We start from the raw sequence: 24,418 nt of genomic DNA on the forward strand, positions 1-24,418 counted from the left end.
TATTTTGCCTTTAACCGATGAACTCCGTTCAAGACGGAGACTTGGGGAGAGGGACGTGCGCAGTGAGGCCTCCAGTGGCGCCACGATGGCGCGAACCCGCCAAAGGCGGGCACTGGCTGAGCCCGGATGGCGTGCCTCACGAAGAACGTCCCTCTCCCCAAGGCTCCGGCTTGCAACCGCAGCCCAAGATAAAAAGGCAAAAAAAAAGCCCCGGTGTTTCCACCAGGGCTTTGAATCTCTAAGAAAGAGAAAGAACTACTTTTGCTCCGCTGCGCGCTTTGCTTGGTATTTCTTAACAAGTTCCTCTTGAATGTTACGAGGTACAGCAGCGTACTTCGCGAATTCCATAGAGAACTCACCTTTACCTTTAGTTGCAGAACGAAGGTCAGTTGAGTAACCGAACATTTCAGTCAATGGAACTTCCGCTTCGATAACACAGTTACCGTCGAATGCAGTTGTACCAACGATAGAACCACGGCGTTGGTTGATTTGACCAACCGCTGAACCTTGATATTCGTCTGGAACTACAGTTTCAAGCTTCATGATCGGCTCAAGAACTGTTGGTTTTGCAGCAGGGTACACTTCACGAAGTGCAGCCATCGCAGCAATTTTGAAGGCCATGTAAGAAGAGTCGACGTCATGGTATGCGCCGTCTTCCAACTCAACTTCAACGCCAACGATCGGGAAGCCAATCAATGGACCTTTAACAGTTTGCTCTTTGAAACCCTCTTCAACAGCTGGGATAAATTCTTTAGGGATACGACCACCAACAACTTTGTTGCTGAATTTGAAAACTGTGCCGTCTTCTTGTGGAGGAAGAGGTAGGATTTTACCCACGATCTTCGCGTATTGACCCGAACCACCCGTTTGTTTTTTGTGAGTGTAATCGTACGGAGCTTCAGCAGAGATAGTTTCGCGGTAAGCAACCTGCGGTTGACCAACGATAACTTCACAGTTGAATTCACGTTTCATACGCTCAACGTAGATTTCCAAGTGCAACTCACCCATACCAGAGATGATAGTCTCATTTGATTCCTCGTCACGAGCAACGCGGAAAGTAGGGTCTTCCTTACGGAATTTTTGCAACGCTTTAGAGAAGTTATTCGCAGCAGTTTTGTCCTTAGGAGCAACTGCTAGAGAGATAACTGCATCTGGTACGTGCATAGATTGCATAGAAGCCTGGATTCTGTCGTCACAGAAAGTGTCGCCAGAAGCACAGTCGATACCGAACAATGCTACGATGTCACCAGCGTAAGATGTGTCGATATCTTCCATTTTGTCAGAGTGCATACGAACCAAGCGAGGAATCTTAACAGATTTCTTGTTCACTTGATTGATGATGAAATCACCTTTGCTCATTTTACCTTGGTAAACGCGCATGTAAGTCAACTGACCGAATGGAGTTTCTTGAAGTTTGAACGCCAAAGAAACCAACGGTTTTGCTGGATCTGGGAACAAGTCAAACTTCTCTTCGTTCTTGTTAAGATCAAGAGCTTGCTCTTTTTTCTCAGCAGGAGACGGAAGGTAGTACGTAACTGCATCCATCAAACGTTGAACACCTTTGTTCTTAAATGCGGAACCGCAAAGAACTGGAACTAGTTTCAAGCCGATAGTGCCTTTACGGATAGCTGCACGAATCTCTTCAGTTGTTGGCTCTTCTTCCATCAAGAATTTCTCTTCGATAGCAGAGTCAACGTCAGCCAATTTACCGATCATGATTTGACGGTATTTTTGAGCTGTTTCAACTAGATCTGGCGGGATTTCAGTTACATTAACTGTCTCACCGTTATCACCTTCGTTGATGTAAGCTTTCATGTCAGTCAAATCTACGTGACCTCTGTGTTGATCTTCCAAACCGATTGGGATTTGGATCATCACAGCGTTCAAGCGCAATTTTTCGATCAAAGCGTCAGTTACACGGTATGGGTTCGCACCTTGGCGGTCCAATTTGTTAACGAATGCCAAACGAGGAACGTTGTAACGTTTCATTTGACGGTCAACAGTGATGGATTGAGATTGAACGCCGGCAACGCCGCAAAGAAGAAGGATCGCACCGTCAAGTACGCGAAGAGAACGTTCAACTTCAACTGTGAAGTCCACGTGCCCCGGTGTATCGATCAAATTGATTGTATAATCTTTCCAGTGAACTTGCGTCGCCGCAGACTGGATAGTGATACCTTTTTCTCTCTCTAGATCCATGGAGTCCATTGTTGCACCAACGCCGTCTTTACCACGAACTTCGTGGATGGCGTGGATACGGCCTCCATAGAACAAAATACGCTCAGAAGTAGTCGTTTTTCCCGAGTCGATGTGAGCCGAGATACCGATGTTTCTGACCATATCAATATTCCACTTTTTGGACATAATATTACCCTTCTTAATTGGTCGTTTAAGACTTAGTTACTAATTTGAAAGTACTCGAATTATCATCGATTACATATAGATGCAAATGATGGGGCCCAGAATATAACATTGACACGGCGCAACCGCAATGGCTCGGAACGTGCCTGTTCAGGCTGGGTTAGCGTAAGCTTGGTGGCATGATGGACCTCCACGATCTCCTGATTAGGAACTTCGAATTTAGCACTTTTCGCGGTGAACAAGAAGCGATTTTAGGCCGAGTATGGCAAGGCGAAAACCTCCTCGCGTTAATGCCCACGGGCATGGGAAAATCCCTCTGTTTTCAATTCCCTGCAAAAATCCGAGAGGGACTAGTAATCGTCATCTCTCCGTTAATCGCTCTGATGCAGGATCAGGTGTTCAAGGCTAAAGACCTTGGCATTTCGGCCACTTGTCTAAATTCCGCTTTAACCCGAGATGAGCGGGAAAGTCGCCAGGAGCGATTGGCCCAAGGGGACTATAAACTTCTTTATGTGACACCCGAGCGTTTTCGCAAACCTGAGTTTTTAAAAGCCATCGAGGGCCGCAAAATCCAACTTTTAGCGGTGGACGAGGCCCACTGTATTTCCCAATGGGGTCATGATTTCCGCCCCGATTATTCAAGAGTGGGAGAGTTTAGGGCTCTGCTGGGAAACCCTCCGACACTGGCCTTAACAGCTACGGCGACTCCCGAAGTTCAAAAGGATATTCTGAATAAAATAAATATTCCTGATGCCGAAATTATTTCGGCAGGTATTGAACGGCCGAATCTGGCTTTGCGCGTTCACGATCTCTACGGCATCGACGATAAAATCCGCGCTATCGTAGGTCTTCGCTATCAGCAGCCCGGTTCGGGAATCGTTTACTGCTCGTTGATTCAGACTTTGCGTAAAATTTCGGCAGAGCTCAATCGTGCGGGGGTTCAGCATTTGGTGTATCACGGTGATCTTTCGCCCCAGGATCGCAAGCGCAATCAAAAGGCCTTCATTAATGAAGAAGCTCCTTTGATGTTAGCGACTCCGGCGTTTGGGTTGGGAATTGATAAACCCAATGTTCGTCTTTTGGTTCACGCGGAAATTCCTAGCGCTCTGGAAAGTTATTTTCAGGAAGTCGGTCGCGCGGGTCGTGATGGACAGGAATCTTTCTGTCATCTGTTGTATGATCAGGATGATGTCAGCATTCAAATGGAATTTTTAAAGTGGTCGCATCCTGAGCCTGAATTCATTGCTAAAATTTATGACTTGATCGAACAAAACCGTCTGCGTGTGAATCAGGAAAAATTTGATTTTTTAAGAGAGCAGATGAACTTTCGCAACCGCCGTGATTTCCGTCCCGAAGCAGCCGTCAGTATATTGGAGCGCTGGGGTTGTCTGCAGAAATCGGACGATCCATTTCCATATCAATGTGTGCAGGCTCCCACGGCCGAGCAATTTGCAGCGGAAAATGGGCCGGTGATTTTGAAAGCTCAAAATTCAAAGTTGCTAGAGATGGTTCGTTGGGCCACTCAAGATAAAGAGTGTCGGATGAATTACATCTATCATTATTTCGGTCACAAGCATGAATCTCCCTGCGGGAAGTGCGACATCTGTGTGGATAATCAAAAATAGAGGGCCGCTCTTCTCGGAGGGTGCGAGGTCGTATAGATTAAACCTTTATGTGATTAACTAAGGAGGATCTATGTTGTTTTCATTCTCAAAAGCCCTCATCGGAGCGTCCGTCATTTTCGCAGCCACGAATTCGCACGCAGCCGAGAAATTGCCCCTCGACAGATTAAAACTCCCACCGGGTTTTGAAATTTCGGTTTGGGCAACAGTTCCTGATGCACGCTCGATAGCCCAAGCACCCGGCGGCAGATTTTTTGTCGGTAACCGCGCCAAAGACAAAGTTTACCTCGTTCAAAATGGCAAAGCCCAGGTGTTTGCGGAAAAATTGGATACACCAAATGGTGTCGCGGTTAAAGATGGCAAACTTTACGTTGCCGAAATTCCGCGCATTTTAGAATACGCTATTCCAGACAAGGTCAATAGCCCACAGAAATTCACTCGCGAACTTCCACAAAAGTTTCCCAAAGACACGCATCATGGGTGGAAGTTTATTCGCTTTGGTCCAGATGGGAAGCTCTATGTTCCCGTGGGTGCCCCGTGCAACATCTGTGACTTGGGTACGGAGTACGGGCGTATTTATAGCGTCGACGTAAATGGAACTGCGAAAGATATCGTGGCCGAAGGTGTGCGCAATACCGTGGGATTTGACTGGGATCCCGTCAGCAAAGATTTATGGTTTACGGATAACGGTCGTGATTGGTACGGCGAAGATTCTCCACCAGACGAGATCAATCATCTGACAAAAGTGGGGGAGCATTTTGGTTTCCCATTCTGTCATGGCAAAAATATCCAGGATAAAGAGTTTGGTAAAGGCAAAGACTGCAAAATCTTTAAAGCTCCCGAGGCAGAACTTCGTGCTCATGTCGCAGCTTTAGGAATGCGTTTTTATAATGGGAAAATGTTTCCTTCCGAGTATCAAGGCGGTATCATTTACGCTGAACATGGTTCTTGGAATCGTACCATCCCTCAAGGATACATGGTGGGTTTTGCGCAAATTACGAATGGCAAAATCACCAACGTGAAACCCTTGGTGGAGGGTTGGTTGCAAGCAGGTGAGGCATGGGGACGTCCCGTGGATGTCGAAGTGATGGAGGACGGTTCCGTCCTAATCTCTGACGATAAAGCCGGAGTGATCTATCGCCTGACGTACAAAGCAAAAGGAAAGTAAAGTTTGGCAAGGTTCCACTCATCAGTCGATTTTCCAGATCCGCGCGATACGATGGCCGAAGGGATTTTGGCCGTCGGCGGAAAGTTAGATGTGGGAACTTTGTACACCGCTTATAGCATGGGAATTTTTCCGTGGCCGCAAGTAGGCTTTCCCATGCTCTGGTTTTCTCCTGAAAAACGTGGAGTTTTAATATTCAAAGAATTCCACGTACCTGAAAGTTTAGAACGCTTCCGTCGTAAAAATCCGCAGATCACCTACACCGTGAACAAGGATTTCGATCACGTGATGAGTGAATGTGCGAATCAAATTCGTCCCGGTCAGGATGGCACTTGGATTTTACCGGTGATGAAACGCTCTTATCATGAATTCAATAAAGCTGGTTTCGGTTTGTCCATTGAAGTTCGCGAAAACAACATTTTGATCGGTGGCATTTACGGTGTTTTGGTAGAGGGCGTTTTCAGTGGTGAAAGCATGTTTTATAAAAAGCCCAATGCTTCGAAATTAGCTCTGTGGTTTTTAGTTGAACATTTGACTGAGCTTGGACACGAGTGGATGGACGTGCAAATGGTAACTCCCGTGGTGGCCCAGTTCGGTGGACGTTTGATAGATCGCGAAGATTATCTGCGCATGCTGGAAGAACGCCATCAGGATATCGGCTGAGTCAGTTGACATATTCTTTTAAATGCGATTGCGATAAATCAAATTACACAAGCCCTTGTTGGTTTCTTAAGCGTTTCGCCGCAGAATGAATGCAAAGCACTAAAATCAGGAGGAACCATGCGCACAGGACGTGTGATAGGGTTGCTAGTCTTACTGTTTTGCATTTCAACGTGGATCACTATCTCTGAAGCCCAAGAAAAACTTGCTAGGTCTGGATGCTCTTTGGTGCGAGCGGGGTGTTAGATCCGTATGTCGCTTGAAAGTTGACACGTTTCAGCGTAGGTTGGCTCCATGCCATTACTTAGTACCTATAAGCTCGAAAAATCATTCGCGGGAAAAACTCTTTTTAAAAACGTCAGTCTGGGGATTGATGAAGGCGACCGCATTGGTTTAGTCGGACCAAATGGTGCTGGTAAATCCACGCTTTTAAAAATCATCGCGGGTCGTATGAAGCCTGACGGTGGTGATGTCACCATGAACAAAGGTTTGACGATTGGTTACCTGGAGCAAACGCCTTCCTTTGAGCCGGGCGTTTCGATCCTGGATGCGATCATGGCTGATAACGATTATAACGAAGTGATTGGACCTGCCTATGAGTGGATGGCGCGTTTAGAACTTTCCCAGTTTGGCGACACCTTCCTGGTTGAAGATCTTTCTGGTGGTTGGAGAAAACGTGTGGCCCTGGCCCGCGAACTTGTGCGCAACCCCCAGCTGTTGTTGCTGGATGAGCCGACGAATCACTTGGACGTAACCAGCATCATGTGGTTGGAAGAATTTTTGGCCAAAGCGCAATTTGCGACGTTGATCATTACCCATGACCGTTTGTTCTTGCAGCGTGTGACCAACAAGATCTTTGATCTGGATCCAAAAAATCCTAACTACCTGTTTGTGACTTTGGGTGATTACTCGGCCTATGTGGAATCCAAAGAGTTGATGATGGCGGGACAAGAAGCCAAAGAATTGACGATGAAGAACACTCTTCGTCGTGAAACCGAGTGGCTTCGTCGTGGGGCAAAGGCCCGTTTGACAAAACAAAAAGCCCGCATCGATCGCGCACACACATTGAAAGATGACGTGTCAGATCTGGTTGCGAAAAACGCCAACCGCACAGTGAAAATCGAATTTAAAGATGCCGATCGCAATCCGCAAAAGCTGATCGAGCTCTCTCATATTACGAAAGCTTACGATGACCGCCTGTTGTTTAAGGATTTCACTTATCTGGTAAATCCAAAAACGCGGATGGCTCTATTGGGAGACAACGGAAGCGGTAAATCCACTTTGATTCGCATTATGCTCGGCCAAGAACAGCCGGACATGGGCGAAGTGAAACGTGCGGAAAATTTAAAGGTCGCGTACTTTGAACAAAATCGCGAGACTTTAAATCCGCAACAATCTGTTTTAAAAAATATCTGTCCTGATGGGGACTACGTTCACTATCAAGGTTCTTACGTGTATGCCCGCAGTTATTTGGAGCGATTCCAATTCAACCGCCAGCAAATGGATATGCCCGTTGAAAAACTGTCAGGCGGGGAGCAAGCTCGTTTGCGTATCGCTCAATTGATGTTGAATGAAGCGCAAGTCTTGATCCTGGATGAGCCTACGAATGACTTGGACGTGCAAACTTTGGCTGTCCTGGAAGAGTCTTTGCGCGAGTTCAATGGCGCCGTGATTCTTGTAACACATGACCGTTATTTTATGGATCAGGTGGCGAAAGACATCATTGCCCTTCATAAAAATCCAGATGGCAATATGACCATGGAGCGTTTCGCCGGATTCCTGCAATGGGAAGAGTGGTTTGAAGATCTAAAAGAGATTGAAGCCGCTAAAAAGCAGGAAGAAAAACAAGAGGCAAAGGCAGCTTCCGCGAAACCTAAAAAGCTTAGCTTTAAGGAAAAGTTTGAGCTGGATAACATGGAAGCGACGATTGCGGGTCTTGAAGAGAAACTTCAAACTGCGCAAACTCAGAGTATGCTTCCAGAAGTGGCTAGCAACGCTAAGAAGGTGCAAGAGCTTTACACTGAGATCGCGACCCTGCAAAAAGAAATCGAACGTCTCTACGACCGATGGTCGCAATTAGAAGGCAAATCTTAAAAACTGTGTTCTCGGTACTGCGGTGAAGGCGGCAAGCCGAAGCCTGCAGTTCCGCCGACACGCCATCCGGGCTCAGCCGTGGCTCGCCTGCGGCGAGTGCGCGCCGTCGTGGCGCCCACGGAGGTCGGCTGCATGCAGGCTTCGGCTTGCCGCCCTCACCGCAGAACGATATTTAATTTTTAGATTTGTCTTCTAATTTTGCTGGTTGAGGGCTGGGACGTTTTGGGGAATGAAAAACCCAGCTTTTTTAGGAGCTGGGTTTTTTTGTTTTTAGGCTTTGGATTTTTTCTTAACTAGCGTGATACGTTGGCGCATTTTGCTGGGTAGGATTGGCCTTTTTTGAAGTACATTTTGCCTTCGATACCGCGTGTGGAGGATGCGAAGTCTGCGATGTATTCACCGTCTTTTGATAGGCTGCCCTTGAAGACTGTTTGGTAGCCGACTTTGTCTCCGCGGTATTTACCGTTGAGAGTCAGAATCGCTGGAACCAGGTCATTACGGTATGAGCCAGTCAGGTCAGCAAGGTAGGCATCGATCGTGTCGTAGTTTCTTTTGAAGATACCTACAAGTGTTGGACGAGTTGTTTCGTCTTTGCCTTCAGATACTTTTTGCTCGAACAATGACAATGTGATTTTCGCCTTAAAGCTTTGTGAGCCTTTTTGGCTCATTTCTTTAGTTGGAATAACACAACCAGAGTACAACCCTGCGATCTGAGTGTATTCCTTACGAAGACGCTCATAGTATTGCTCATCGGAACCGTTGCCATCGTTTGATGAACCACCCACGACGAATTTCAAAGTCATACGGCCAAGAATGCCGGCTTTGGATTTAACCACGCCGCTCATAACGCCATCTTTGATGGTCGCCGTGATCGAGTGAATGTCATCGTTCTTAATCGTTTTGTCCGGATTCGTGATCGTCAATGCACCGACTTCAGGAGTGTAGTTCGCTGACAAACCCGTCAGGGCCGCGGAAGACGGAGACAGGCGAGTGTAAACCGCTGTCTGCAAGTATTGATTGATCGCAGAACCGTCTTCGTTTTTGCCGACTTCTTCCACCAGGCCGACAAGTGTGATTTCGATAACTTCAGTAGCGCCATTTTCACGGATCAAGTTTCCTTGGTAGGAACCTTCAACTTTGGAAAATGTTGCAGCAGCACGAGCGTTCTCTTCTGCTAATTTTTTATTTCTTTTATTAGCGCTCGACTCGTCATTGTTGAACGCGCAAGCAGCCAGGCTTAATACGCTCAAAATTAGAATAAGTTTCTTCAACATAAAAAAATCCCCTGCCTATTTCTTGTCTTCTGACGGCTGTTCGTCAGGAATAAGTTCGTCTCTTGATGCTGCCCACTCATTTAGAGCGATGTGGTAGTTACCTACTGCAGTGATGTATTGAATCTCTGCTGTAAATGAGTTGTTAAGAGCAATGATCAAGTTATTAATATCAGTTCTTCCTTGAGAGTAGGAACGGTTCAATTCCGTTACAGCTCTTTCGCGGAAAGCTTTTTGCTTCTCGGCGCTTTGGGCGATCGAGTAAGCGGCTTGAGCTTTACGCTCCGCCTGTGTATTCGCGTCTACGACTTCAACCATCTGACGTTGCAAACGAGTTTGCTCGAGGTCGCGGTTCAGTTTGTTGTATACGATACGTTCGTTTTGGATGTCTGATCCAAAGTTGTAAGCAAATCTCAATCCGATGTAGTAATCAGGACGGGAGCCACCAGTCACCTCAGAGTAAGAATCTTCCGATTTTTCACCCACTCCCGTCGTATAGGCTTTACCCACAACATTCAAAGTAGGGTAAGACAAAGACTTTGAAGCTGTCAAACTTTCCTCTGCCGCAGAGACTTTCAATTTTTGCGAACGGATCGCACGCAAATCATCTGTAGCTTTTGGTGGCAAGCTTGGCATTGCCGGAAGCACGGCACTCATTTCAAATTTTACTTCAGACTTCGGATCCAAAGCTAACGCCGTCAAAAGATTCTCGACCGAAGCCAGATAATCCGTCGAAGTCAGCTTCACAGTTTGCTCACGAGTCTCAAGTTCGGCTTGAGCTTGCGGCAAGTCTCCGGGGTTGGAATAACCCAAAGAAGTTTTTCTGCGAACCGTGTCCACTAATTTTTTATAGCGGTCACGGGCGCTCACAGCTTCTCTGAAGTTTTCTTGAGCGATGTAAGCTTGCCAGAATTGGCGAACGGCTTCCAAAACCACGTTTTCCAAATCATTCGCACGAAGGATTTCAGAAGCTTGGTAGTTTTGTTCTGCTGCGTTCACAGTCCCACGATCAGCCACACCGAAGAAGTTACCCAAGATCGCTTGCTCCAGGATAATCCCGGCGCGATCCAAAGTTTGATTGCCCGGAGGAGGCGTCGTAATTGCTGAATCATAGTCTGCATTCAATGACAAACGGTTCAATTCAAGTGTTGCCAACGTTCCTGAAGTGAAAGGCTTTTGCAAAGAGAACGTCGTGTTGTAACGCTCGATTTTATTATGTGGATCTAGTGATGGTGATGTCAGAAGTTGTGCTTGCTTGTCTTGCTCATAACCTGTGGCTGCGTTTAGTAGCCAGTCGTAGCGAGCCAACGTTTCCACATACGGAAGTTTAAATTGTTGATACTGAAGATTTACTTCTTTCGTGCGGTAACCTTGCTGCAAAGCCAACTCTGCCACTTTTTTCTGTGTCAGAGTGATGACTTTAGGAGCGGCAACAGGTTGTTGCGCCCAAGCAGTCGAAGTTGCACAAAGAAGAAGAATGATTTTTTTTACCATGACACTCTAGTTCCTAATTCAAAGTTGTCTTTTTCAAGAGCGATCTCCTGATTTTGATCACGCAATTCTCTTTGCGACCATTCAGTGAAAACCGACCATTTTTTTGTCAAACGGAAGTCTAACCCATAGTTCAACGCCAAGTAAGAAGCTTGTTTGGAGAAGTGCGCAAAATCGTTTGAAGAAGTTTGCGTGTAGTTCAAGTTTCCGTATTGCGGAGTGAACGTCACTGCCAACCAAGAAATTTTCGCGTGGCTAATATTCAAAACCGGTCCAAGTGATGCCATCGTTGTGTTTAAGCGTGCGTCATCAATTGTTGCGCCCGAAGGCAACGTCACCGCTGAATTTTGTGTCGCCATGGAAGCATCGAAACGAACTCCACCGCTGATCAAAATATTTTTGACGTTCCACTCCGGTGTCATGACTCCGAATGTGAGGCCTGGCATGAATGTTTGATCGTTTTGGCTTAAATCAAAAGTTCCTGCAGTTTCAGTCGTCACCGTTCCTTTAGCTTGGAATTGTTGAGCTGTGAAACCAGCAAAGTATTGCCAAGGACGTGTGACGATTTCTGGTTTTGGATCTTTCAGAACCAACATTCCAGTCGTTTGAGCATCAGATGCATATTTTTGAGCTGTACCTTTGGCAGTTGTTTCTGCAAGTGCAGCGTCCCTTAAAGAAGTGGAAGTCGCTTGCGACCAACCCATTGCGGATACGAACGTTAGAGTAGCGAACAAGAATGAACTCGCATAACGAGCAGTCGACATGAAAGCCTCCAGAAGTGGCACAATTGCCGAAAAGAAATAGTCCGCCAGACCAGTCATGTCAATCACTGATTAGCCACCTAAGTATTGCTTAGGTGGCCTTATGAAGGCTGAGTAAAATCAAAGTCTTGAGTTATCTTTTGTTGAAAGATGTTCATGGTTGGTTAGGATGTGCTGAGTTACACTGTTCGAGTCTTTTGTTCCAAGGAGAAGGAATGCGCATTTCGGATATTTCCATCAAGAACCCAGTCTTCGCATGGATGTTAATGTTTGGATTGATGATTTTCGGTTTGATCTCATTTTCAAGAATGGGTTTAAGCCAGTTGCCGGACGTGGATTTTCCCACCGTTTCGGTCAGCGTAACACTCGATGGTGCTGCTCCAGAAGTAATGGAGACTCAGGTTGTTGACGTGATTGAAAGTGCTTTGATGGGTGTCGAAGGCGTCCAAAGTATCACTTCCAGCAGCAAAACTGGGTCTGCAACTATTACCGTAGAATTTAGTTTGGACCGCAATATCGATCTCGCTTTGCAAGATGTTCAGGCAAAAGTTTCAGGTGCGCAGCGATTACTTCCTGATAACGTCGATGCTCCGACCATTTCGAAAACGAATCCCGATGACCAACCCATTTTGTGGTTGGCACTTACTTACGACAAAGGTGACCTCGAATTCTTGATGAGATATGCCCGCGACTATTTGAAAGATCGTTTCACAACAGTGGACGGCGTGGGTGATATTTTCTTGGGTGGTTACACGGATCCTGTTCTTCGTGTCTTCGTAAATACTAAAAAACTTCCTGGTTACAATATCGCCGTGAATGACGTGATCGATGCGATCAAGTCCGAGCATTCTGAAGTTCCGGGTGGTTACATTGAAACCAAGAAAAGCAACTTTAACGTGCGTACGATGGGTGAAGCAAAAACCATCGAAGAGTTTAAGAACATCGTGATCAGCCGTCGCGCGGGTTCTTTGATTCAAGATTCCACAAATATGGTGAAAATCGGTCAGGTGGCTGATGTCAGCATGGGCCTTGATAACATCACTCGTATTTCTCGCTTTAACGGTGAGCCTGCATTGGGTTTAGGTATTCGTAAACAACGTGGTACGAATGCTGTCGCTGTTGCAAAAGCGGTGAAAGCTAAAGCGGAAGAAATTCAGTCGCAGTTGCCTGAAGGTATGAAAGTTCATGTGAACTTTGACAGTACTCAGTTCATTGAAAAATCCGTGGGTGAGTTGACGCATCACTTGATCTTAGCCGTTGTATTGACGTCTTTGGTTTGTTGGGCGTTCTTGGGTTCTTGGTCTGCGACGTTTAACGTTTTGCTTTCGATTCCGACATCATTATTGGGTGCCTTCATCGGTTTGTATTTCTTGGGTTACACGCTGAATACTTTCACATTGCTAGGTCTAACTCTCGCCATCGGTATCGTCGTCGACGATGCCATCATGGTTCTGGAAAATATCTTTAGGTATAACGAGGAAGGACACGGACAAATCGAGTCCGCGATCCTGGGTGCTCGTGAAATCTCGTTTGCCGCGATGGCAGCAACCGCGGCCGTAATCGCGATCTTCCTTCCGGTTGCTTTCATGAAGGGGATCATCGGTAAGTTCTTAATGCAATTCGGGGTGACAATTTCGATCGCCGTATTCTTGTCATTGGTTGAATCTTTGACGATCACACCAATGCGTTGTGCAGGTTTCGTTCACCACGGAGAGCGTACAACTAAAATCGGTAAAGCGTTCGAAGCCTTCATGGACTCTTTGAAAGTGGGCTACGAAAGATGGTTGCGCAAAACTTTGCTAATGCGCTGGAAAGTTATCATCGGTTCCTTGGTATTCGTGGCGTTGTCGTTCATCTCGGTTAAGTTCCTGGTGAAAGAAATGTCTCCTGCGCAAGATCAAAGCATTTTCTTAGCGCGTTTGATTTTGCCAGTGGGAAGTTCTTTGGCATACACGGATTCCCAAGTGAAACAGGCGGAGGAGTGGTTGCGCTCTCGTCCTGAAGTGAAGCAAGTCTTTGCCAGTATCGGTGGTTTCGGTGGCGGTATTTCCGATGCCAACACCGCGATGATGTTTATCACCATGAAAGAATTTAAAGAGCGTCCGATTGATCCAAAAACGGGTAAACGCATGACACAAACTGATTTCATGCAAGTCACTCGTGAGGCTTTCGGAAAAATCCAAGATGTGCGTCCGGTCTTGATGGATATGTCACAACGTGGTTTCTCAAGCGGTCGTGGTTATCCGATTGAATTTACGGTCATGGGTTCTGACTGGGAAAAACTTGCTGGTTACTCGCAAAAGATCATGGATGAAATGACTAAGACCGGCCTGATGGTCGACGTCGATTCCAATTACCTTTTGGGTATGCCAGAAATCCAAGTGAAACCAGATCGCGTTTCAGCCGCTCAGCATGGTGTCAGCATCGCAGCCGTTGGAACAACAGTGAATGCCTTGATCGGGGGAGTGAAAGCCGGGGAGTATCCTGACGGGGGTCACCGCTATGACATCAAAGTGAAATTGGATAACAAAGAAGACGCGATGGTTGAGATCAAAAAGTTGTTGATCGGAAACAATCGCGCGAACTTGGTTCCTATTTCTCGCGTAACAACTCAAGAGACGACAAAGGCTTTGCAAAGTATCTCGCGTATGAATCGTCAGCGTGCGATTACGATCACTGCGAACTTAAAAGCCGGCGCTTCCCAACAAGCAGCAATGGATAAGATTCTTGAAATCGGTAAGAAAACTTTGGAGCCCGGTTACATGATCGAGCAACAGGGTTCTTCGAAAACGTTCAAAGAATCTATTCAAAGTTTCTTCTTGGCGTTTATCTTGGGTATCGTGATCGCCTACATGATCTTGGCTTCTCAGTTTAACTCGTTCATCGATCCTGCGACGATCTTGTTGGCTTTGCCACTAAGTTTCTCGGGTGCGTTCTTTGCGTTATTGTTAACAGGTCAATCATTGAACATGTACTCAGCGATCGGATTCTTGCTCTTGATGGGTATCGTGAAAAAGAACTCGATCTTATTGGTTGAATTCACCAACACAGTCCGTGATCGCGGAGGATTGAACGCCGACAACGCTTTGATCGAAGCCTGTCCGATTCGTCTTCGTCCGATCCTGATGACATCGATTGCAACGATCGCCGCAGCCGTTCCCTCAGCTATGGCAACAGGTGCTGGTTCTGAAACAATGCGCCCCATGGCCTTATGCCTGATCGGTGGAGTTTTGGTTTCCACAGTTCTAACATTGTTCGTAGTTCCAGCCGCGTACTCGATCTCAGACAGATTCAGAAAACGCGATAAGGTTCGTGAACAAACCAAGCAAGCCTTCGCCGCCGTCGGCGACTAAAAAGGTGCCAGGTCCTCTTTACGGACGCAGCGCAAGGTGCGAAGATAAGCCTGTTCAGAAATGAGCGGGCTTTTTACTTTTTAGGAGTGAGCGTTGAAGCATCTTACCTCCGCTGCGGTAACTGGATGCGTTGAGGGTTCGAGATAATTCAAATGATTCCATGATTTAAAGGCACAGACTGAAAATCTGTGCCTTTGTGTTTTTAGACTTACGCGCTCCACATAACCGTGCGCATAGAGAGTGATCCCATTTCGAAGCCCTCAAACGGATAGGATATTTTATCCTCTTCATCCGAAGCTCCGAAGGTGTACAGGAGTGGCCAGTAGTGTTCGGGCGAGGGAACGGAGAGTTCCGCAGCGGAGCCGAATTTTTCCATGTACTGGGCCAATGTTTTTTCGTCCCTTGAATCCAAAGCTTTTTTGATGCCAGCATCGAACGCTACCGCCCAATCGAATTTTGCGTTGGGATCGCGCCACTGAATGGTGCGCAGGTTGTGAACGATGTTGCCACTTCCCAGGATCAGAACGCCTTGCTCTCGTAACGAACGCAAGTGGCGGCCCAGCTCGATGTGTTTTTCGGGAGGAGCATTCACATCAAGGCTTAGTTGGAACACTGGGATATCCGCTTTCGGAAACATGTGTACCAATACCGACCAGGTTCCGTGATCGAGGCCCCATTTTTCGCTCAGTTCTGAACCGGGAATCAATTTCTGTGTGGCTTGCGCCAGACTTAAAGGACCACGGGCAGGGTACTGAACATCGAACAGGGCTTTCGGAAATCCATAAAAGTCATGGATAGTTTGTGGTGTCGCATTGTAAAGAACTTTCGTTCCTTCGGTTTCCCAGTGAGCCGATACCACAAGGATGGCCTGTGGATGCGGCAAGCTTTCACCCAATGCTGACAAAGCATCCGTGAACGGAGTCTTTGCCAAAGCATTCATTGGGGAACCATGAGCAGCAAAAATCACAGGCATGCGTTTCATAAAAATTAACCTTTCTTTTCAACCGGTTTGTTGGCCTCAACACGGATTGTAAGAGTGATTTCGTCACCTACAACCGGGCCGGCTTCAACCGCTTTACTCCAGCTTAAACCGTAGTCCTGACGATTGATTTTACCAGTCGCCGTGAATGCGATTTTGTGATTACCGAATGGGTCGTTTACGTCACCCAGGTATTTCACTGCCAAAGTCACTTCTTTAGTTTTACCTTTTAAAGTCAAATCACCAATCAGTTTCAAGTCATCTGCAGTTCCGACAACTTTTTTAACGACGAAAGACATTTTAGGATTTTTCGCGACGTCGAAAAAGTCGGGACTCTTCAAGTGACCATCACGATCAGCATTGTCAGTATCCACACTGTTCACATCGATATTCAAATTTGCTTTGGACTTCTCCAATTTCGGATCGATTGTGATGGAGCCGTCAAATTTTGTGAAACGGCCTTCGACAGTGGCGATCACCAAGTGGGGAACTTCAAAGCCAACTTTTGAATGGGCAGAGTCAATTGCATAAGTTCCGGCAGGGATGGTTTTCGCAAAAGCAGCGGAACTAAGTAACGTAATTAAGGCAGCGGTCATTAATTTCATAGGGTTCTCCTCTTTTATTGTGTTTAGCACTTAATCAGTATCGGGCCGAAAGGAGTGTTGCGGTAGGAGACATATTCACGATATACTGTTGCATATATGGAACAATTAGATCTGAACCAAATCCGCACTTTCGTAAAACTCGTTCAAGCTGGCAGCTTTACCAAGGCGGCCGAAGTGCTACATCAGCCCAAATCCCGAGTCAGTCGCAGATTAGCTGCCTTAGAACGAGACCTGGGAATCCAGCTGGTGTATCGCACGACGAGGCAGTTCCAACTCACTGACGCCGGTCGAGCTTATTATGAGCGTTCTCGAGGTTTGGTCGAGGGGCTGGAGAGTCTTTCTGCAGAATTAAGTGAGGAAGTTGCAGATGTTTCGGGTTGGCTTCGAGTGACGGCTTCGGATGATCTGGGTGTGCTTCTGCTACCAGATATTCTGGCTGACTTTGCAAAACAGCATCCTCGGGTGCGTTTTGAAATGCTTTTAAGTCAGGCCTACGTGGATCTCGTCAAAGAGTCCATCGATGTGGCCGTTCGTATCGGTATTTTGAAAGACAGCAATCTACGCGTTAAAAAAGTGGCGACTTTAAAAAGCGTCATGGTCGCAAGCCCCGGATTCCTAGAACGCTATCGTCAAGCGGAGGATTTGGAAAATCTAAGCACTCTGCCATTCTTGTCTTTAAATTCCCAGAGCAAATTGGACCTGTGGCGAACGGCTGACAGCAAGAAGATGACCATGAAAGTGGATCCCGTGTTTTCCGCAAACAATCCGAACATGATTGTGCAAATGGCGATTCAAGGGCGAGGCATTTGCATGGTGCCGGAATTCATCGTGGCAGAACACATTCGTTCCGGCCGCCTTGTTCACATGTATCGCAGTTTGAGAGGGCAGGAAATTCCAGTGAGCCTGGTCTCACCAGAGCAAAAAGAAGTTCCGATGAAAACGAAAAAGTTCATCGACTTTGCGGCGAAAAGATTGAAAGAAAAGTTTGAGAGCTTCTAAAAGATCAACGCGTTTTTAAAAGAAACGCGTAAAGAACGAAAACAAATCTTCGTACTGGAATTTCAAGGCACCGAAAATAACCGCGCCCCAAAGTACTGCGATCACGCCCATCATCATCAGCTGTGGGAAGTGGAGCAAACTCATCGGGCCGGGTTGCTTATTTAGCATCTCATCGATTTGCCCACGCTCTTGATTTTCTTTAAAGCGGCGGGCAAGACCTTGAGCCAAAACAATTCTTTGGGTCATTTCCATTTTATAGAAATGCACTCCCACCAAAGTCGTCGCATTCGAAATGCTATCAAGACGAGTGACAATTCCATAGCACGCCATCTGGCGTGAGCCGGGCGGAGTGAATTGAATTTTTATCACTTCACCCAAAATCGGGCACAGATCGTCTGGCGCAGTAAACGCAAGACCCGTCAAAGATACATTTTTAATGGAAGTGCCTTCTTCCCAAGGAACTTGCTTGGGACCGGCTACGCGCACGATACTTTCATCTTCGGTCTGAAGAATGAATCGGGGAGATCTGCCGTGGTAGCGTGCGAGTGATGTCATGTAAAACTATTCGGACAAAAAGCAGGGTCTCTTAACGAAAGGTCGGTAAAAATACTGTCTCAAAATGATCCTGAAACCTGTTCGACTTAAAAATGCTTCCAGCCCTTAAAAGACTCGATCTCTTCCTTAGCGTCACCATGAATTAAAAAGACTCCAGGGCTTTCTGTGAACTGGCCAACTTCTGTCCATTCGGGAAAGAGCCCACGATGTTCCGGAGAAAGAGTCATCAAAAGCTCATAATCTTCTCCACCCCACAGCGCATACTCGTAAGCTTTTGCCAGATGAGCCATGCGGATTGTTTCATCTTCCAAAGGAAATTGATCAGGGAAAAAATGAATGCCAATCGCAGATGTTGCTTGGCCATTGTTATAGGGTTTGTTTGCCAAGATCAGAGCGTCATTCACCAAGCCATCACTGCAATCCATCAAAGCGTGAATTTTATCAGTGTGCTTGCGAAGTTCTGGCAGTAAATCTAAACGCGGCATAGGGCGCAGGTGTTTTTCCACGGCTTGTGGAAAGTCATTTCTGCGATCTTCGTGAAGTGCTCGTAACCCGGTCGTGGAAATTCCCAAAGGACCACTGGCTAATAAAATATCGCCCGGTTGAGTGCCATGTCGGGTGAGTGGTCTTTCGCAAGATCCATGCACGCTGACATCAATGATCACTCCGCGAGGAGATACACACAAATCTCCACCTGCGATTTCCATTCCGAAGCGATCCGCGAGCGCCGTCATACCCTGATAGAATTCGTCAAGCCAGGATTCGGTTATTTCTTTCGGTAGAGCGAGCGACACCTGGGCAAAGTGGGGTTGTGCGCCCATGGCAGCAAGATCACTTAAGTTAACGGCCAGGGCTTTATGTCCCAGATCAAACGCAGAGGCGTAATCCAGGCGGAAATGCACATCTTCCACCATCATGTCTTGTGCAATCACTGAAAGACCTGGGAAGTTTTTAAAAACAAATCCATCATCACCCAACGGCACCACGGTGTTTGGATTATGACGCTGGACCTTATTGCGAATCTGCTTAAGAACTTGCCATTCTTTCGGAGTATTTTGCACGTCGTTGTTCCTCTAGGAAGACATTGCCAAAAATAATGCTTTATTGTGAAATATACCTCCAGGGAGTCAAGGAGGATTCTTTGAACACACCGAAGGCGAAGTCGCCGACCAGAACGTCTAAGAAAAAAGCTGCCACTCGCAAGGTCAAAGTTGTCGAGCATCCATTGTCATCTGAAAGTTTATTCACCAGTCGCGAGATTGGTTGGTTGAATTTCAATCGCCGTGTTTTGACCGAAGCCGAGGACAGCAGCAATCCACTTTTAGAGCGAGTTAAATTTCTAAGTATTTCCGGATCGAATCTGGACGAGTTTTTCATGAAGCGCGTCGGCGGTTTAAAGCGCCACGTGGCTTACGGAGTTTCCCCAAAGTCATCCGATGGTAAAACACCGATGGCTCAACTTCAGGAAATTCGTGAAGTCGTTCAACCCATGATCAAAGATCAAGGCAGCTGCTTTACTAAAACTTTGAAGCCAGCTTTGGAAAATGAGGGTATTTTCCTGCTCAGCTGGAAAGATCTTTCCGAAAAAGAACGCGAGAGCGTAAAAAAGTACTATAGCAAGAACGTGTTTCCGGTTCTGACACCGCTTTCGGTGGACCCGGGACATCCTTTTCCATTTATTTCAAACCTTTCGGTTTCCCTGGGCGTGACTTTAAAACATCCAAACTCTGAGGAAAAACTTTTTGCTCGAGTCAAAGTTCCTAAAGTTTTGCCACAGTGGATTCGTGTCGATGTCGATCCAAGCATTAATCGCTTCGTCAGTCTTCAGGAAGTGATCAAGGCAAACTTGTCGGATCTGTTTCCTTCCATGCAAGTGATTGACGCCATGGCTTTCCGCCTGACTCGCAATGCGGATTCAGATCAGGATCAAGAGGATGCGGAAGATTTATTGGAAGCGATTGAAGAAGAACTTCGTCAGCGTCGTTTTGCTGAGGTCGTGCGTCTTGAGCATGGACCAAATCCTGACACGTGGATGCTGAAGTTTTTGATGGAAGAGCTTGAGCTCAACGAGGAAGACATTTACGAACTTCCCGGTGAGCTGGATTACGGCGACCTCGGCATGATCGCGGATTTGCCGCTGCCTAAATTGAAATTCGACCCGTACATTCCAGTGGTTTCTCCGGCCTTTGCCGAAGAAGGCACCGGAATTTTCAGTGCTATCCGAGCCAACGATCAATTGATTCATAATCCGTTTGAAAGTTTTTCGGCTTCTGTTGAAACTTTCATTCGTATTGCAAGCGAAGACCCCAAGGTCTTAGCGATCAAAATGACGTTGTACCGCACGGGTGATAACAGTCCGTTTATTCGCTCTTTGATTCGCGCGGCCGCCCAAGGCAAGCAAGTGGTTTGTCTGGTCGAGCTAAAAGCTCGCTTTGATGAAGAACGAAATATCTATTGGGCCAATGAGCTTGAAAACGCTGGCGTTCACGTCGTGTACGGTGTCGTGGGTTTAAAAACTCACGCGAAAACGGCCTTGGTTGTTCGCCAAGAGCAAGAGGGGCTTCGTTGTTACGTTCATATCGGCACTGGTAACTACAACGTGGCCACCTCCAGATTTTACACAGACTTAGGCTTGCTTACAGCGCGCGAGGAAATCACCAATGACGTGGTTGATTTTTTCCATTATCTGACGGGCATTAGCTTGAAAGGCAGTTATCAGCATTTGCTGATTGCGCCGGTGAATATGCTTTCAACATTCAGAACTTTGATTGATCGCGAAGCCGCCCATGCGAAGGCAGGGAAGCCTGCACACATCGTCGCTAAGTTTAATAACTTTGAAGAAAACGATATCGGTGCTTCTTTATACTCGGCCTCGCAAAAGGGTGTGGACATTGAAATGATCGTCCGTGGTTTTTGCTGCCTTCGTCCCGGGGTGGCTGGTATGAGCGAGCGTATCAAAGTCATTTCGGTGATCGGTCGCTTTTTGGAACACTCTCGTTTGTTCTATTTTAGGAATGGAAAAGAAGATCCTGTAGATGGGGATTTCTTTTTGGGGTCAGCTGATTGGATGTATCGTAACTTGCATGCCCGCGTGGAAGCGATTGTCCCCGTATTGGATCGCAGTCTTAAAGAAAAGTTGTGGGAAATCCTGCAATTTTATCTGAAAGAGAACCGTCAAGCCTGGTTGATGAACTCAGACGGAAGTTATACGAAGAAACCTTTTAAAGCGGATGAAATCGGAGTTCATCAAACTTTGATGCAATTAGCGAAAACAAGGGGTAAACTGGTCGAGGATTCACACTCGGAGTAAAATGGAAATCATCATCGTCCGTCATGCCCTTGCTGAAGAAAGGGAAGACTTTGCAAAAAAAGGTCTGGAAGATCAGTTTCGTCCCCTCACTTTGAAGGGACGTAAACGCATGCAGAAAGTTTGCATGCGCATGAAAGACTTTATCAAAGACGTTGATGTGATTGTGACCAGTCCGTTTACTCGTGCCGCCCAAACCGCGCAGATCTTAAGTCAGTTTTATCCCGGAAAAAAGGTTATCGAGATTCCAGAAATGGTCCCGCAAAGTCCACCGCAAGCACTGTTAAAATGGTTTCGTACTCAAGGTCGCAATCACAAAAAAATCATGATCGTGGGGCATGAGCCACATCTAAGTGTCTTCGCAAGTTACATGCTGACGGGGAAAGCCGAAAGCTTTATCGATCTTAGAAAAAGCGGCGTCCTGTCGTTAGAGCTGGAATCTTTTGCTCAGGCGAATGCCGGCGGAGCAGAGCTTATGTACTCTATCCCGCCGAAGATTTTTGATTAGTACCGCGCCAGATAAGTTTTTTCTGCGTTGCTTCGTCGTCGCTGCACGCTTGTGCAGCTTCCTCCTTGCGCCTTGAATAAACTTGTCGACACGGCACTAATATCTCTAATACCTATTCAATATCATCAACTTCAAGGTGGCACTGGTAAGCGCGTTCATTGTAGTTAAGCACGCACTGGATTTTGTTTGCGGTAAGATAGCGGCTGCCTGCAGCGCCTTCGAAAGCTGCAAACGGTGCCAAAGCTTTTGCCAAAGCCAAAGAGTTTGGACGAGCAGTGTGATCGTTTTTTGTGTAGCACTGAACAGCATTCATCCACTCATCGGGCCCGTCAGCAGCTGAATAATGGCAAGTTAAGTTAGAGACATCCAATGTCATTGGGTGGGTGCCATATTCATCGTCATCAATATGTTTTACTGGAAAACCAGCAGAGTACAGAGCCTCCATAATGGAGCATGCAGCGTCGCCTTGGACAGCAACGTTTTTGGCTTGAGCCAAGCTTACGAAAGACAGGAATATACTGATAGAAAAAATAGCCAGTTTCATAGGAATCTCCGATTCAAGAGAGTTAATTTCGTTGAAAAGAGATCTATCGCGCCGAGTGATTATTGAAAATTAGATGTTTTGGAAGGTTGAGTTCTAAATTTTGGAATCTTTAAACCATCGACCAAATAAGACCATCGCGTAAACCGACGGCAGGAATAACGATTTTTTCCACCTCTGCCTGACGCATGATTGTTTCCACCAGCATGGAGGCAGGCATAATCACGTCGGCGCGGTCTGGTCGCAGTTCTAATTTATCGATGCGGTCTTTAATCGACATCGCTTTTAGGCGGGCGATGATTTCCGCTAGCTCCGCAAGTGTCACAAATGTATTGGGAGTTTTTTTAAGCAAGCGAACCTTAAGCTCCGCCATGCACTCCAGGTTTCCCCCGGTCCCAATCGCAAAATCCACGGGATCATTTTCGGTGTTGGGATAAATGTGCGGTCCCAGCTCAGACAAAAACTCGCCCATGATGATACTTAAATGGCTTTCATTCATGCGGCGTTTGCTTAAGTTTTCTAAAACCCGAACCGTTCCCATCGGGAAAGACTTGGTTGCCAAAAGCTTACCGCCTTTAGAGAAAGTCACCTCAACACTGCCACCACCGATATCGATTAGCATGGTTTTTTTGTTATCCAGTTGAACTTCTTTGCGGACGGCAAGATGGATCAGGCGGCCTTCTTCGGTGCCATCGATGATCTCGATATCGATACCGGAAACTTTCTTAATGGTTTCCAGGAACTCTTTTTTGTTTTTAGCTTCGCGGCAGGCACTGGTTGCGACCGCTCGGCACTTTTCCACTTTCAGCTTTTCGTTGGTTTCCGCAAAACGACGAAAGGTGGCTTTAGCTATCTCCATGGTTTCCGGAGTGATGGTTCCCGTCGTAAATACATCATGCCCCAGGCGAACCGGAGCTCGCTGCTTTTTATTCACCCGGATGAAGGGAGCTGTTTCATTGATATCAGCGACCATCATGCGAATGGCGTTGGACCCGATATCGATGGCTGAAACTCGACGTGACACGGCTAAAGTTCTCCTTTGGCAATAGTATATAAAAATGCGAGCATCATAGACATGAAAAAATCATTTTTTATCACCTTGTTGAGTATTTTTGTTTGTGGGCATGCTTGGGCTTTGACGGATATCGAAATTTCCGGGGAAGCTGACTTGAATGCCTTGGTCTATTTGCTGCCAACGGGCCAGGCTGGTAATAGTGAATTCCGTGTTCCTTCTTTGTTATTGAATTTCAGTGTGCCTTTGAAAGAAGGCAATCTTTTGTATGTCTCATTCGAAGGCGCACAAAAGCGCAGCGACAATCCGACTTCAGAAAGTTTCATGGTTAATACGCGTGAAGCCTACTTAGACTTGGTCAGTATTTTTGAAGGTGTTTCTGCTTTACGCATGGGCGTGGTGCCGCAACCTTGGATGGAAGCGCAATACGAAGACATGAATTATCGTTTTTTGGGTGAAACCGCATATGCTCTGACTGAAAAATGGAAATACGAAACTTATTCTGACTTAGGCGTGGGCTTTATGTCTGAACTCCCAGCGGATTTGGGGGAGTGGTCTTTGTCTGTGGTGAATGGCGAAGGGCGCGATCAGGATTCTGCGGGACCCCACAAAGAGGGCGCATTGTTCCTGCGTTTTACAAGTTTGAATCCGTTTGCAATCACATTGCAGTACATTCACGGGACTTACGAGCAATATGGTGATGATGTTGCAGCTAAAGAGCGCATTCAGGCTTCATTCCTTTATAAACCGGAAGACAGCAAAACCAAATTCGGCATCGAGCTTTTGGATACCCATGATCCGGCAGGTGCGATAACGGATGGAAAAATGGCTGACGGAGTCGATGTGGTGAGCTTGGCCGGACAAGCGGTTCATGGCTTCGGGGGCAGTGCTTTCACGATTTTTGGTGTCGGCCCTAAATCTGAAGTGATGCTTCGTTATGATTACTTGGATGCCGCGGTAGGGGAGCCGGATAAAAACCTACAGACCGGAATCGTGTCTTTCGCTTACCAGGTCACTGACGATGTAAAAACTGCTTTGGCAGTGGATCACACATGGTATGCTGATAACTACGGAAAAGGCATCCGCGACGCCTCGAAAGTAGAACTAGCCGCCCAAGTCCTGTTCTAGAGGGGC

Annotated in this window: 19 protein-coding genes; 9 read left to right on the top strand and 10 right to left on the bottom strand. The window is 46.7% G+C overall.

The features are described 5' to 3' along the window. Window positions 1–255: 255 nt before the first annotated feature. Window positions 256–2,364 carry an elongation factor G gene (gene fusA, locus ACLSU7_RS16460; RefSeq protein WP_413292989.1) on the bottom strand — a complete coding sequence of 703 codons (2,109 nt, stop codon included), beginning with the start codon at window positions 2,362–2,364 and terminating at the stop codon, window positions 256–258. 179 nt (window positions 2,365–2,543) lie between these two features. Here fusA and ACLSU7_RS16465 point away from each other — a divergent pair, with 179 nt between their 5' ends. The 4 genes from ACLSU7_RS16465 to abc-f all read left to right on the top strand — a co-directional run bounded on the left by ACLSU7_RS16465 (window position 2,544) and on the right by abc-f (window position 7,902). Next, window positions 2,544–3,986 carry a RecQ family ATP-dependent DNA helicase gene (locus tag ACLSU7_RS16465; protein WP_413295433.1) on the top strand — a complete coding sequence of 481 codons (1,443 nt, stop codon included), beginning with the start codon at window positions 2,544–2,546 and terminating at the stop codon, window positions 3,984–3,986. 70 nt (window positions 3,987–4,056) lie between these two features. Continuing rightward, window positions 4,057–5,151 (top strand): PQQ-dependent sugar dehydrogenase, encoded by a 1,095-nt coding sequence (locus ACLSU7_RS16470; protein WP_413292990.1) that lies wholly within the window; start codon window positions 4,057–4,059, stop codon window positions 5,149–5,151. 3 nt (window positions 5,152–5,154) lie between these two features. Continuing rightward, window positions 5,155–5,811 (top strand): leucyl/phenylalanyl-tRNA--protein transferase, encoded by a 657-nt coding sequence (gene aat / locus ACLSU7_RS16475; RefSeq protein WP_413292991.1) that lies wholly within the window; start codon window positions 5,155–5,157, stop codon window positions 5,809–5,811. A 291-nt stretch (window positions 5,812–6,102) separates the two neighbouring features. Beyond that, entirely contained in the window at window positions 6,103–7,902 is a 1,800-nt protein-coding gene (gene abc-f / locus ACLSU7_RS16480; RefSeq protein ID WP_413292992.1) for a ribosomal protection-like ABC-F family protein, read from the top strand. Between the two features lie 293 nt (window positions 7,903–8,195). Here abc-f and ACLSU7_RS16485 read toward each other — a convergent pair whose 3' ends face one another. Genes ACLSU7_RS16485 through ACLSU7_RS16495 form a run of 3 tightly spaced genes read right to left on the bottom strand, consistent with a single transcriptional unit; the run spans window position 8,196 to window position 11,428 of the window. Further along, window positions 8,196–9,176 carry a hypothetical protein gene (locus ACLSU7_RS16485; protein ID WP_413292993.1) on the bottom strand — a complete coding sequence of 327 codons (981 nt, stop codon included), beginning with the start codon at window positions 9,174–9,176 and terminating at the stop codon, window positions 8,196–8,198. A 15-nt stretch (window positions 9,177–9,191) separates the two neighbouring features. Beyond that, window positions 9,192–10,667 carry a TolC family protein gene (locus tag ACLSU7_RS16490; RefSeq protein ID WP_413292994.1) on the bottom strand — a complete coding sequence of 492 codons (1,476 nt, stop codon included), beginning with the start codon at window positions 10,665–10,667 and terminating at the stop codon, window positions 9,192–9,194. Continuing rightward, a complete protein-coding gene (locus tag ACLSU7_RS16495; RefSeq protein ID WP_413292995.1) occupies window positions 10,661–11,428 on the bottom strand; it encodes a hypothetical protein in 768 nt (255 codons plus the stop codon). The genes ACLSU7_RS16490 and ACLSU7_RS16495 overlap by 7 nt, the downstream gene beginning before the upstream one ends. A gap of 212 nt (window positions 11,429–11,640) precedes the next feature. Here ACLSU7_RS16495 and ACLSU7_RS16500 point away from each other — a divergent pair, with 212 nt between their 5' ends. Beyond that, the gene (locus tag ACLSU7_RS16500) at window positions 11,641–14,778 is read left to right on the top strand and encodes an efflux RND transporter permease subunit (protein WP_413292996.1); all 3,138 of its coding nucleotides are present in this window, start codon (window positions 11,641–11,643) and stop codon (window positions 14,776–14,778) included. Window positions 14,779–14,986: 208 nt separating this feature from the next. Here ACLSU7_RS16500 and ygiD read toward each other — a convergent pair whose 3' ends face one another. Both ygiD and ACLSU7_RS16510 read right to left on the bottom strand, forming a co-directional pair. Beyond that, window positions 14,987–15,760 (bottom strand): 4,5-DOPA dioxygenase extradiol, encoded by a 774-nt coding sequence (gene ygiD / locus ACLSU7_RS16505; protein WP_413292997.1) that lies wholly within the window; start codon window positions 15,758–15,760, stop codon window positions 14,987–14,989. Between the two features lie 5 nt (window positions 15,761–15,765). Next, entirely contained in the window at window positions 15,766–16,362 is a 597-nt protein-coding gene (locus tag ACLSU7_RS16510; RefSeq protein WP_413292998.1) for a YceI family protein, read from the bottom strand. A gap of 96 nt (window positions 16,363–16,458) precedes the next feature. Here ACLSU7_RS16510 and ACLSU7_RS16515 point away from each other — a divergent pair, with 96 nt between their 5' ends. Next, complete coding sequence (locus tag ACLSU7_RS16515; RefSeq protein WP_413292999.1) at window positions 16,459–17,361, top strand: LysR family transcriptional regulator; 903 nt, start codon at window positions 16,459–16,461, stop codon at window positions 17,359–17,361. A 15-nt stretch (window positions 17,362–17,376) separates the two neighbouring features. Here ACLSU7_RS16515 and ACLSU7_RS16520 read toward each other — a convergent pair whose 3' ends face one another. Both ACLSU7_RS16520 and thiL read right to left on the bottom strand, forming a co-directional pair. Further along, window positions 17,377–17,916, bottom strand: coding sequence for a PilZ domain-containing protein (locus tag ACLSU7_RS16520; RefSeq protein ID WP_181604885.1), 540 nt, complete (start codon window positions 17,914–17,916; stop codon window positions 17,377–17,379). Between the two features lie 86 nt (window positions 17,917–18,002). Then, window positions 18,003–18,977 carry a thiamine-phosphate kinase gene (gene thiL / locus ACLSU7_RS16525; protein ID WP_413293000.1) on the bottom strand — a complete coding sequence of 325 codons (975 nt, stop codon included), beginning with the start codon at window positions 18,975–18,977 and terminating at the stop codon, window positions 18,003–18,005. 80 nt (window positions 18,978–19,057) lie between these two features. Here thiL and ppk1 point away from each other — a divergent pair, with 80 nt between their 5' ends. Beyond that, complete coding sequence (gene ppk1, locus ACLSU7_RS16530; protein WP_413293001.1) at window positions 19,058–21,226, top strand: polyphosphate kinase 1; 2,169 nt, start codon at window positions 19,058–19,060, stop codon at window positions 21,224–21,226. Window position 21,227: 1 nt separating this feature from the next. Next, window positions 21,228–21,731: a SixA phosphatase family protein gene (locus ACLSU7_RS16535; protein WP_181604882.1), complete on the top strand. Its 504-nt coding sequence runs from the start codon at window positions 21,228–21,230 to the stop codon at window positions 21,729–21,731. 112 nt (window positions 21,732–21,843) lie between these two features. Here the strand turns inward: ACLSU7_RS16535 and ACLSU7_RS16540 are convergent, their stop codons facing one another. Next, window positions 21,844–22,275 (bottom strand): hypothetical protein, encoded by a 432-nt coding sequence (locus ACLSU7_RS16540; protein ID WP_413293002.1) that lies wholly within the window; start codon window positions 22,273–22,275, stop codon window positions 21,844–21,846. A 109-nt stretch (window positions 22,276–22,384) separates the two neighbouring features. Further along, window positions 22,385–23,296: a hypothetical protein gene (locus ACLSU7_RS16545; RefSeq protein ID WP_413293003.1), complete on the bottom strand. Its 912-nt coding sequence runs from the start codon at window positions 23,294–23,296 to the stop codon at window positions 22,385–22,387. 51 nt (window positions 23,297–23,347) lie between these two features. Here ACLSU7_RS16545 and ACLSU7_RS16550 point away from each other — a divergent pair, with 51 nt between their 5' ends. Further along, window positions 23,348–24,412 carry a hypothetical protein gene (locus tag ACLSU7_RS16550; RefSeq protein WP_413293004.1) on the top strand — a complete coding sequence of 355 codons (1,065 nt, stop codon included), beginning with the start codon at window positions 23,348–23,350 and terminating at the stop codon, window positions 24,410–24,412. The last annotated feature ends 6 nt before the right edge of the window (window positions 24,413–24,418 follow it).

Origin of the sequence: Bdellovibrio sp. HCB185ZH (assembly GCF_047302455.1) — a bacterium.
Lineage (GTDB): Bacteria > Bdellovibrionota > Bdellovibrionia > Bdellovibrionales > Bdellovibrionaceae > Bdellovibrio.